Origin of the sequence: Streptomyces sp. NPDC046939 (assembly GCF_040644575.1) — a bacterium.
Lineage (GTDB): Bacteria > Actinomycetota > Actinomycetes > Streptomycetales > Streptomycetaceae > Streptomyces.
This window is the reverse complement of the sequence record NZ_JBEYWV010000034.1, coordinates 20,790-30,762: the sequence shown is the minus strand read 5'-3', so window position 1 is coordinate 30,762 and position 9,973 is coordinate 20,790. Positions and strand designations below refer to the sequence as shown.

11 protein-coding genes are annotated in these 9,973 nt (G+C 70.2%); 8 read left to right on the top strand and 3 right to left on the bottom strand.

What is annotated here, in order from left to right:
• The first annotated feature begins 173 nt into the window (after positions 1-173).
• The 4 genes from ABZ877_RS31000 to ABZ877_RS30985 all read left to right on the top strand — a co-directional run bounded on the left by ABZ877_RS31000 (position 174) and on the right by ABZ877_RS30985 (position 3,964).
• Positions 174-1,553 carry an NDP-hexose 2,3-dehydratase family protein gene (locus ABZ877_RS31000; RefSeq protein WP_361077833.1) on the top strand — a complete coding sequence of 460 codons (1,380 nt, stop codon included), beginning with the start codon at positions 174-176 and terminating at the stop codon, positions 1,551-1,553.
• The gene (locus ABZ877_RS30995; RefSeq protein WP_361077830.1) at positions 1,550-2,539 is read left to right on the top strand and encodes a Gfo/Idh/MocA family oxidoreductase; all 990 of its coding nucleotides are present in this window, start codon (positions 1,550-1,552) and stop codon (positions 2,537-2,539) included. Before ABZ877_RS31000 ends, ABZ877_RS30995 begins: the two co-directional genes overlap by 4 nt.
• 36 nt (positions 2,540-2,575) lie before the next feature.
• Positions 2,576-3,208 carry a TetR/AcrR family transcriptional regulator gene (locus ABZ877_RS30990; protein ID WP_361077827.1) on the top strand — a complete coding sequence of 211 codons (633 nt, stop codon included), beginning with the start codon at positions 2,576-2,578 and terminating at the stop codon, positions 3,206-3,208.
• Between the two features lie 105 nt (positions 3,209-3,313).
• Positions 3,314-3,964 carry a VC0807 family protein gene (locus ABZ877_RS30985; RefSeq protein WP_361077824.1) on the top strand — a complete coding sequence of 217 codons (651 nt, stop codon included), beginning with the start codon at positions 3,314-3,316 and terminating at the stop codon, positions 3,962-3,964.
• Positions 3,965-4,000: 36 nt separating this feature from the next.
• Here ABZ877_RS30985 and ABZ877_RS30980 read toward each other — a convergent pair whose 3' ends face one another.
• Positions 4,001-4,480 carry an NUDIX domain-containing protein gene (locus ABZ877_RS30980; protein ID WP_361077821.1) on the bottom strand — a complete coding sequence of 160 codons (480 nt, stop codon included), beginning with the start codon at positions 4,478-4,480 and terminating at the stop codon, positions 4,001-4,003.
• A 225-nt stretch (positions 4,481-4,705) separates the two neighbouring features.
• Here ABZ877_RS30980 and ABZ877_RS30975 point away from each other — a divergent pair, with 225 nt between their 5' ends.
• A complete protein-coding gene (locus ABZ877_RS30975; RefSeq protein WP_361077818.1) occupies positions 4,706-5,548 on the top strand; it encodes a helix-turn-helix domain-containing protein in 843 nt (280 codons plus the stop codon).
• 73 nt (positions 5,549-5,621) lie between these two features.
• On the top strand, positions 5,622-6,233 hold the full coding sequence (locus tag ABZ877_RS30970; RefSeq protein ID WP_361077815.1) for a dihydrofolate reductase family protein: 612 nt from the start codon (positions 5,622-5,624) through the stop codon (positions 6,231-6,233).
• Positions 6,234-6,260: 27 nt separating this feature from the next.
• Here ABZ877_RS30970 and ABZ877_RS30965 read toward each other — a convergent pair whose 3' ends face one another.
• Positions 6,261-6,905, bottom strand: a complete 645-nt coding sequence (locus ABZ877_RS30965; RefSeq protein ID WP_361077811.1) for a TetR/AcrR family transcriptional regulator — start codon at positions 6,903-6,905, stop codon at positions 6,261-6,263.
• Positions 6,906-7,298: 393 nt separating this feature from the next.
• Between ABZ877_RS30965 and ABZ877_RS30960 the strand changes: the two genes are divergently transcribed.
• The gene (locus ABZ877_RS30960; RefSeq protein WP_361077860.1) at positions 7,299-8,495 is read left to right on the top strand and encodes a YncE family protein; all 1,197 of its coding nucleotides are present in this window, start codon (positions 7,299-7,301) and stop codon (positions 8,493-8,495) included.
• Here the strand turns inward: ABZ877_RS30960 and ABZ877_RS30955 are convergent.
• Positions 8,477-9,406, bottom strand: coding sequence for an MBL fold metallo-hydrolase (locus ABZ877_RS30955; RefSeq protein ID WP_361077808.1), 930 nt, complete (start codon positions 9,404-9,406; stop codon positions 8,477-8,479). The two genes, ABZ877_RS30960 and ABZ877_RS30955, sit on opposite strands and share 19 nt — an antisense overlap.
• Positions 9,407-9,536: 130 nt before the next feature.
• Here ABZ877_RS30955 and ABZ877_RS30950 point away from each other — a divergent pair, with 130 nt between their 5' ends.
• Complete coding sequence (locus ABZ877_RS30950; protein WP_361077805.1) at positions 9,537-9,965, top strand: MarR family transcriptional regulator; 429 nt, start codon at positions 9,537-9,539, stop codon at positions 9,963-9,965.
• Positions 9,966-9,973: the final 8 nt, after the last annotated feature.

Genomic DNA, 9,973 nt, shown 5'->3' with positions numbered 1-9,973 from the left:
CCGGCAGGGGGAGGCCGGGGATGCGGCGGCGGATCGTAGCCAGCGGGAGAAGCCGCCGCAAGGGCGATGTTCTAGGCGAATGCTGGAATTCGAGCGGGCACGCTGGGAGGGCGGAAATCGGCTGTGCGTCCCCGTCCCGAACCGCATTCCCGAATCGCAAGAAGGGCAGACCCATGGCACCGACAACCGCGCCCGCGCCGTCGCGCGGCGAGGAGGCCGGCACCCGGGCGGCGCTGGCCGCTTCGGCGGCGACCGTCGACGGCGGTGTGCTGAGCGATGTGGAGCTCGCCGCATGGCTGGAGGAGCGGCGCCGCGCCCAGCCGCAGCAGGTGGAGCGGGTGCCGTTCGCGGAGCTCGACGGCTGGCGGTTCCAGCCGGAGACCGGCGACCTGCGCCACGCGAGCGGCCGCTTCTTCGCGGTGCACGGGCTGCGGGTCCGCTCCGACTTCGGGCCGGTGACCGCGTGGGAGCAGCCCATCATCGACCAGCCCGAGATCGGGATCCTGGGCATCGCCGTACGGGACTTCGACGGCATCCCGCACCTGCTGATGCAGGCGAAGTCCGAGCCGGGCAACGTGAACGGGATGCAGGTGTCGCCGACCGTCCAGGCGACCAAAAGCAACTACCTGCGGGTGCACGGCGGTTCACCGGTGCGGTACCTGGACTGCTTCCGCCGCCCCGAGCCGGGTTCGGTCGTCGCCGACGTGTTGCAGTCGGAGCAGGGGTCCTGGTTCCTGGGCAAGCGGAACCGCAACATGATCGTCCGGGTCGGTCCCGAGGTGGAGGCCGGCGAGGACTTCGCCTGGCTGACGCTCCGCCAGGTCAACATGTTGCTGCGGCAGGACAACGTCGTGAACATGGACGCCCGTACCGTCCTGTCGTGCCTGCCGGACTGGCGGCCCGACGCCACGGAACCGGCCGCCTCACTGCACACGGACACGGAGGTCCGGAGCTGGATTACCCGGCGGCGCGCCGAGCACGACGTGTGCGCCACTCCGATCGGGCTCGCTGAGACGAGGGACTGGCGGCGTGACCCGTACACCGTGTCGCATGTGAGCGGGCGTCACTTCAGCGTCGTCGCGGTGGACGTCATCTCCGGTCGGCGCGAGGTGGCGGCGTGGTCGCAGCCGCTCATCGAACCGCACGGCATGGGCACGGCGGCGCTGTTCGTGCGGCGGGTGGACGGCGTACCCCACGTGCTGCTGCGCGCCCGCGCCGAGGCCGGGTTCCTGTCCGTGGTCGAGCTGGGTCCGACGGTGCAGTGCACCGAGGAGAACTACACGGGTCTGCCGCCGGACGCCTGGCCGCCCTATCTGGACGAGGTCCGCGAGCGGCGTGGATCGGCCCTGTACGACGTGGTGCTGTCGGAGGAGGGCGGGCGCTTCCTCAACGCCCAGAGCCACTACATGATCATCGAGGTCGAGGACGACCTCCCCCTGGTCTCCGACGAGTTCCGCTGGGTGTCGACGCGCCAGGTCGACGAGCTGCTGCGCTACAGCCACCACCTGAACGTGCAGGCCCGCACCCTGATCGCCGCGCTGAGGTCGCTGTGACGGCGCCCGCGGCGGAGCCGCTGCGCCTGGGCGCGATCGGTACCTCGTCCATCGCCTGGCGACGCGTGCTGCCCACGGTGGCGCGGATGCCGCAGTGGGACCTCGTGGCCGTCGCGGGACGCACGGCCGAGAAGGCGGCCCGGTTCGCGGCACATTTCGGGTGCGCGGCCGAGGAGGACGCGGAGACGCTCCTCGCGCGCTCCGACATCGACGCCGTGTACGTGTCGACGCCGACCGCCCTGCACCGCACGTGGGCGGAGCGCGCGTTGCTCGCGGGCAAGCACGTGCTGGTGGAGAAGCCCATCGGGACCGACGCGGCCGAGGCGCGTGCGCTGTGCGCGCTGGCGGCGGAGCGGGGCCTGACGCTGCGGGAGAACTTCATGTTCCTCCACCATCCGCAGCACGACAGGGTGGGCAAACTGGTGGCGGACGGCCGGCTCGGGCGGCCGGCCTCCTTCCGCGCCGCGTTCTGCATCCCTCCGCTGCCGGACGACGACATCCGCTACGACCCCCGCCTCGGCGGTGGCGCGCTCCTCGACGTCGGCGTGTACCCGCTGCGGGCCGCCGCACTGCTGCTCGGGCCGGGTCTGGAGGTGGCGGGCGCGACGCTGCGCACCCGGGCCTCAGACGGGCTCGACCTGTCGGGTCAGGTGCTCCTCACGTCCCCGTCCGGGGTGCTTGCCGAGCTCGCGTTCGGCTTCGAGCACACCTACGCGTCGACCTACACACTGTGGGGCGACCGGGCGCGGCTGACCGTGACGCGCGCGTTCACCCCGCCGCCCTCCCATCAGCCGACGCTGGTCATCGAGGAACAGGACCGCGAGGAGCGGCTCACGCTGCCCGCCGCCGACCAACTGGCGCTCCTGCTCGCCGAGTTCGCCGACGCGATACGTACGGGCGCGAGCGCCGGACCGCACACGGACGCCGTCGCCGTGATGGAGCTGGTGGACACCGTCCGCACGACGGCGCGACGGGTGCGACTTTAGGAAAAAACCCGATCATGATCCCGCTAATCTGAGGCCATGATGGTCAAGACAGCCAAGACGAACACCCGGACCTTCACGCAGAATGCGCGGCGAGCCCAGATAGTTCAGGCGGCTATCGAAACACTCGCCGAATCCGGTTATGCGAAGACATCATTCACGAGAATCTCCCAGCGGGCCCAGCTCAGCAGCACCGGGATGATCTCGTACCACTTCTCCGGCAAACCCGAGCTGTTCGCGGAAGTCGTCCACACCATCATGGAGAAGGCCGACAGCATAGCGGGCGCGCGGATGAGCGAGGCGAACACGTATCGCGGGAAACTCTCCGCGTACATCACCGCGCAATTCGACTTCGTCGCCCGTTATCCGCTTCACACCCAGGCCCTCACCGAGATCGTTTGGATGATCCGGGACCGGCAGATCACCGGTCTGGAGCACACCGAACGCAGCATCCTGTCGGTGGACCGACTCGTCTCGCTCCTCGAACAGGGGCGTGCCGCCGGGGAGTTCGCCGACTTCGACTGCCTCGCCATGGCCTTGGCCGTGCGCGGCGCCATCACCAGCGTCCTGGGCCACCATCTGTGCGACGTGGCGATGGACCTCGACCGGTGCGCCCGCGAACTGGCAGACATGTTCGACCGCTGTACCCGAGCCGTACCGCGCACGCCATAAGGCCATTCCCCTGGAGCACACGTCATGACCACCCCCACACCCAGCCCCGAACCCACGGCGACTCCCCCCACCGCGCCTGAAACCCGCTCCTCACGCTGGGGTTTCGTGGTCACTGTCGTCTGCGACATCGTGTTGCCCGTCGGGCTCTACTACGTGCTCCGCGAGGCCGGCGCGAGCGAGATCACCGCCCTGCTGCTCAGCGGTTCCGCACCCGCGCTGCACACGCTCCACTCCGCGATACGCCACCGCAAGCTGGACGCCATCGGTGCCTTCACCCTCGCGCTGCTGCTGGTGAGCGCGCTGGCCTCGCTCCTCACCTCGGACCCGCGCATCGCCCTGGCGCGCAACGGCCTGTTCACCGCGCTGGCCGGCGTCTGGCTGCTGGTCACGCTGCTCATGGCGCGCCCCTTCACGTACCAGGCGCTCCGCACCCTCCTGCCCGGACGGGCGGCGCGACTGGAGCACTTGTGGGAGTCGGACGCCGCCTTCCGCCGCGTGTGGCGGGCCCTCACCGTGCTGTGGGGCATCGGCCTGCTGTGCGACGCGCTGCTGCGGCTGATCATGGCGTACACCCTGCCCGTCGACTCCGTGCCCGCCCTCGACGGTGCCCTGTACGCGGCGTCCTGGATCCTCCTCCAAGTGATCACGCAGATCGTCCTGTTCCGGTCGAACACCCTGACCAAGATCTTCGGCGAGCGCAGGCCGCGCCGCGGCGCCTTCGCGGGCGCGACCCAACAGCAGGAGGCCAACGACTGAGAGGCGGCCGTCGCCTCTCACCCGTCGGCCCCGTCCTCAGCGCGTCGGGACGTGGGAGCGACCGGCCGGGGTCTCCGCGATGAGACGGCGATGGCTGTCCAGCAGCCCGTCGGGCAACTCGTCGACGGCGAACCACCTGGCCTCAAGGATCTCGAAGGGGTCGATGCGCAGGGTCCCACCGGTCACGTGCGCCTCGTAGGCCACCTCGACGCGGAGTTTGAAGCCGCTGTTCAGCCGCACCAGGCGGCCGACGGCCACGTCGAGGCCGGTCTCCTCCCGCACCTCCCGCACGACGGTGTCGCCGAACTCCTCGCCCTTGACCGCGAAGCCCGTGGGAAGCCCCCACGGGCGCTTCCTCGACCACATGCGGTGCCGGAGCAGCAGCACGCGCTGCCGCTCGTCCCGCACGACGCCGGTGACACCGACCATGAACTTGGCATGGCTCATCCACAGCACGCGCCACTGGACGCCGCCGCGCAGTCCGTGCCAGATCCATGCGGCGAACCGCGACAACACGCTCCGACTCCCTCCGGGCCATGACCACCGACGCCCCCGCTCACCGCGGCCACCGGGTCACGCCATCTCCCGATTGTGCCGCAGCGGCCGGAGAGCGTGTGTCGTGGGCGGGACCGAGCGGAGTCGGACGCGTCCTGCGGCCCGTCGCCCGGGACGGACGGCGGCGCACGTGTCCCTGCCGTACGACGGGTGCCCCGCTGACGTGCGGGCGGCCACACTGGCCGCATGGACTACGTCAGCCAGGTGCCCGCTCCCCCGCTCGACCGGTTCATCGACGACATCTACTGCCTGACAGGGGTGCCGCACCACCGCCTGATGAACGTCCCGCCCATGCCGTCCGCGCACCTCTTCCTTCACCTGGGTGAACCCGTCCGCCTCTGGGACTCCGACCGTTCGGTGCCGTCGGCGGTGCTGACCGACGGCTGGTTCATGGGCATGTGGACCCGGCGCTTCCTCTTCGAGTACCCCGCCCGGGTGCGGCTCCTCGGGGTGCACTTCAAACCCTGGGGAATGTCGCCCTTCACCCGTGTCCCGGCGACCGAGCTGCGCAACCGGTGGGTGCCGGTCGACGCCGTGTGGCAGCGCTCCGTGGACCGCATCCGGGACGCGGCCGGTGTCGCCGGGTCGGCCGCCGGGGCGTTGCGGATGCTGGAGGAGGAGCTGCGCTCGCGGCTCGCCGAGGCCCCGGCGCGCGGTCTCGACCTCGTACGGCACACGGGCGGGCGCATGGAGACCGCGCACGGGCTCGTCCCGGTGGCCGAACTGGCCGATGCCGCCGGGGTGAGCGGCAATCACCTCGCCCACGTCTTCAAGGACCATGTGGGCGTCACCCCGAAACGGGTGGCCCGCATCTACCGTTTCGCGCGGCTGATCGTGTCCGTGGACGCCCTGCGCCCGGTCGACTGGTCCCGGCTCGCCCAGAGCGCGGGCTACTTCGACCACGCCCACTTCAGCAGGGAGTTCAAGGACTTCACCGGCCACACCCCGACCGCGTACCTGGCCCTGCGACGCCGATATCCGGCCGAGCCGAACGGTCCGCACGACTTCGGCCCCATGCCCGCCGATTGATTTCTTACATGCCCCGGCCCTGCCCCGCACGAGACCATCGCGGTGGACCGGCCGAGCGACTCCAGGAGGCTCCGTGGGCACGGTGATCATGCACAGCGTGGCGTCGGTGGACGGCTTCATCGCCGACGAGAAGGGCGACGTCGGACCGCTCCACGCGTGGTACTTCAACGGCGACGTCCCGATCCCGACCGGCGGCGGCGACGGTTACGCCCCTTCCGGAACCGCGGGCGGCATCAGGGTCGCGCGCGCGTCCGCCGACTACGTCCGGTCCATGTGGGAGTCGATCGGCGTCATCATCATGGGACGGAACCTGTTCGACCAGGTGAACGGCTGGGAGGGCAGGCCGCCCGCCGGTGATCACGTGGTCGTGGTGTCCCACCGGCCCAAACCGGAGGGCTGGCACCCGGAGGCGTCCTACCACTTCGTCGACGACGTGACCGCGGCGATCAGCGTGGCGCAGGAACTCGCCGGAGACCGGATCGTCGCCGTGAACGCCGGGGACGCGGGCGCCCAGATCCTCGCCGCCGGACTCGTGGACGAGGTGGCGATGGACGTCGTCCCGGTGGTGTTCGGCTCGGGCAGGCGCTACTTCGGCGCCATCGCCGGGCAGCATCTGCTGGAGGACCCGCATGTGGTCCTGCGGGGTGAGGGGGTGCTGCACTTGCGGTTCAGGGTGCGGCGTTGAGTCCGACGCCCCGTCGGGGCCCGCTGCTCACTCCCCGATCCGGTACCGCCCCATCGCGATCTTGATCAGCTCGTCGGTGATCTCGTCCACGCTCGCGTCGACCCAGCCGACGACCCAGTCGTGCATCAGGCCATTGACGGCGCCGACGAAAGCGGGCCCGGCGATGCGGTAGTCGTCGGGCGGGAGTTCGCCGCGTGCGAGGGCCTCGTCGACCTGGCGGCCCAGCAGGTCGATCCAGACCGCCCGGCGGTCCAGGCGCTGGCGGTCGAGGCGAGGGCTGACGCCGACGATCTCGACATAGGCGATCCGGGCATGGCGCGGATCCGAGACGGCACCCCTGACGTACGCCCGGAGCATCGACTCGAGCCGCTCGCGCGCCGGTTCGTCCTGGACCCTGGGCAGGATGTCGAGCACGGCCTGCTCGGCCACGTCATTGACGTAGAGGTGCAGCTCGGCCAGCAGGTCCTCCAACGTACGGAACTCTTCGTAGAACTGACGGCTCGACAGCCCCGCGGCCCTGCACAGATCAGCGATCTTGGTGCCCCGGTACCCGTGGACGACCCCGAACATCTCCAGGCCCGCCTCCAGGAAGCGCCGGCGGCGTTCGGCCCGCCGCTCGGACGCGTCCTTGCCTCCGTACCGGCCGCCCGCCGGGGTGATCCTGCCCGCCACTCCGCCTCCAACAGTGCTCAGGAGAATCTTCGCGCACTGGCCTTGCACTGTGCGCCACCCCTCCCTACCATCCAGTAGCCAAAGTCCGAACATGGCGATGTTCAGATTTGCGGAGGATCCCGCGCCTCACGTTTCGTGCGCGCGCGGCCGGACGGCGTGCGCGCCGACGCGGGCCGGGACCGCTTCGCGTTCCTGCCCTTCTGCGGGCCTTCACCGTGGGGAGAAGCAAGCATGCATGCTGCGCGAATCTTTGCCCGAACGGACGCCGCACGGACCAGACCCCGTCACCGGACCAGACCCTGGCAACGGACCGGCCCCCGTCACGGGCACGACCGTCTGCGGAAAATCGCCGGAGCCGCCGTTCTGGCCGCCGGTGTCGTCGTGCCGCTGTCGATGGACTCGGCCGGTGCCGCGCCCGCCCTGCGCGAGGTGATGTTCGTCGGCAACAACTGGGACGGCACCGCCGACGTCATCGAATCCAGCGGCGACTACACCAGGATCGGCCGGATCGACGTCGTCCCCGACAAGGCCCAGCGCCTCGCCGCCATCTACACCAACCCCGTGAACCTGGCCGTCTACCTCGGCATCCGGGCCACCGCGGGCGAGGGCCACGACCAGCTCGTCGACGACCTGTACTCCACCCCCGACGGCAGCTCCCTGGTCGCCTCCCGTCCCAGCTTCGGCGACGTCGTCTCCATCGACCTGCGGACCGGCAAGGTGAACTGGCGGTTCGCGGTCTCGGGGTACCGCTCCGACCACATGGCCGTCTCGCCGGACGGCACCAAGGTCGCGGTCTCGGCGTCGCTCAGCAAGACGGTGCACGTCCTGGACATCAACACGGGCGCGCAACTCGGCAAGTTCAGCACCGGGGACAAGCCGCACGAGAACGTCTGGACCGACGGCGGCAAGTACGTGTGGAACATGTCCATCGGCAACGTGGAGACCGATCTCGACGCCCCGGCCCTCGACTGGACCAAGGGTGACCGGCACATCACCGTCGCCGACACCAGTACGTACAAGGTCGTGAAGACGATCGACATGCGGGCACGCCTGGACGCCGCCGGCCGCAAGGACCTGTCCAACGCGGTCCGGCCCGCCGTCTTCAGCCCCGACTTCTCCAAGCTGTACTTCCAGGTCTCCTACTTCAACGGCTTCCTGGAGTACGACGTCACCGCCGACAAGATCACCCGGATCAAGACGCTGCCCAAGAACCCGGCGACCAGCGACGACCGCACCACCTTCGTCAACGACTCGCGCCATCACGGCATGTCCATGAATCCGGACGGCAGCAAGATGTGCGTAGCGGGCACCATGGACGACTACGCCACCGTCGTGAACCGGTCCACCCTCCAGGAGGGCCCGCTCGTCACCGCGTCCAAGCCGTACTGGGCGACCGTCAGCGGGGACGGCCGTGACTGCGTGATCTCCGAGAGCGGCGCCGACCGGGTCACCGCCATCGACTTCGCCACGGGCCGGAAGGTCACCTCCGTTCCGGTCGGCGACCATCCGCAACGGGTCCGGATCGCCCACATCCCGGCGGACTGGACCGGCCCAGCGACAGGTGCGGTTCGTCACCCCGCCGTGGGGTGACGTCCTCCGGCGTCGTCCGGGGAGGGCGCGTCCACGGGGTGCCAGACGGGGCCGTCGCCGTCCTCGCGGACCCGCCCGAAGACCACGTCGGCGAAGTGGCCGCCGAAGCCGATCGTGCCGGGCTCCCGCAGTTCGGCGACGAGACGCCGGCGGTGGGCCGCGGCTCCGGTGGGGTCGTGGTCGAAGGCGGAGGACCATGCGGGGTGGGCGACCTGGATCGGTGAGTGCAGGGAATCACCGAACGCGATGAGGCGTTCTCCGCCCCCGGCGATGACGTACTCGGCGTGCCCGGCCGTGTGCCCCGCGGATATCCGGACGTGCACGCCCGGGAAGATCTCCTGCCCGTCCGTCACAGGGCGCACCAGCGGAGCCAGCGCCGCGACCTCTGCGCCCATCCCCTCCTCCTCCAAGAGATCGCGCCGGGCCCATTCGGGCGCGGAGACCAGGTGGTCGGCGTGGGCGAACGCGCGCCGGTCGCCACCGGGCACGGGACGCCAGGCCCAGCCCAGGTGATCGGGGTGGAGGTGGGTGAAGGCGACGGCCTCGATCGTCTCCGGCGCACGACCGAGCCTGGCCAGGTTCTCCAGGAGCGCGCCTCCGTGGATGACGCCGCGCGGGCCGTCAGGGGCGGCGGGGAGTCTGTGCGGCCCGAAGCCCGCGTCGATGAGCAGCGCGCGTTCGCCGTGCTCCACCAGCAGCGCGCCGATGCTGGCCACCAGGTGGCCCGAGGCGTCCAGGAGCTCCGGGTGGGCGGCCCACACCTCGTCGGTGGTGTCCGGGAAGAGGGGGCGCGGCCGGAGTCGTACGTCGCCGTCGGGGACGTAGCTGATCTTTGTGTCGCCCAGGCGCAGCGAGCGGATCCTTGCCGGTGTGCGCAGCCGGTCGGCGCGGTCGAGCGCGGAAGTCGTCATGGTGCTCTCCCTCTTGATGCGGCGTCAGGTCATCGCCGTACGGCTCGGCGACCGCCTTCACCTTATGCATCAAGCTAGAATCATTCAAGCTCTAATAATGATGACTTGATGAACTTGGTAGGGTGGGGCCATGACGACGTCTCAGGAACCGCACGCCATCGCCGAGCGGGAGATCTGCGGCCTGGTGGACGCCCTGGCCCGGCAGATCTCCGACCACGTACGGGTGCGTGCCGTCACGCTCGATCTCACCGCCGCCCAGGCCACGGCATTGCGGGAGATGACCGGGCCCATGACCATGCGAGAGCTCGCCGAGCGCATGAGCTGTGAGCCGTCCAACGCCACGTTCGTCATCGACAAGCTGGAGAAGCTCGGCCTGGTGGAGCGCCGCCCCCACCCCACCGACCGTCGCGCCAAGCACCTCGTCCTCACCGACGAGGGGACGGCGCTCCGAGGGCGGCTCCTCGAACTCCTCGCTCAGGAATCACCGCTGGCCGCACTGACCGGTGAACAACAGCGCGCGTTGCAGAAGCTGTTGGAGCAGGCCGTCGTCCGCCCGTGAGACCGGAC

What these genes read in the sequence shown, in the direction of transcription:
- ABZ877_RS30960 (WP_361077860.1), top strand. Translation starts at nt 7,299, where the DNA reads ATGGACTCGGCCGGTGCCGCGCCCGCCCTGCGCGAGGTGATGTTCGTC.
- ABZ877_RS30950 (WP_361077805.1), top strand. Translation starts at nt 9,537, where the DNA reads ATGACGACGTCTCAGGAACCGCACGCCATCGCCGAGCGGGAGATCTGC.
- ABZ877_RS30955 (WP_361077808.1), bottom strand. Translation starts at nt 9,406, where the DNA reads ATGACGACTTCCGCGCTCGACCGCGCCGACCGGCTGCGCACACCGGCA.
- ABZ877_RS30990 (WP_361077827.1), top strand. Translation starts at nt 2,576, where the DNA reads ATGATGGTCAAGACAGCCAAGACGAACACCCGGACCTTCACGCAGAAT.
- ABZ877_RS31000 (WP_361077833.1), top strand. Translation starts at nt 174, where the DNA reads ATGGCACCGACAACCGCGCCCGCGCCGTCGCGCGGCGAGGAGGCCGGC.
- ABZ877_RS30975 (WP_361077818.1), top strand. Translation starts at nt 4,706, where the DNA reads ATGGACTACGTCAGCCAGGTGCCCGCTCCCCCGCTCGACCGGTTCATC.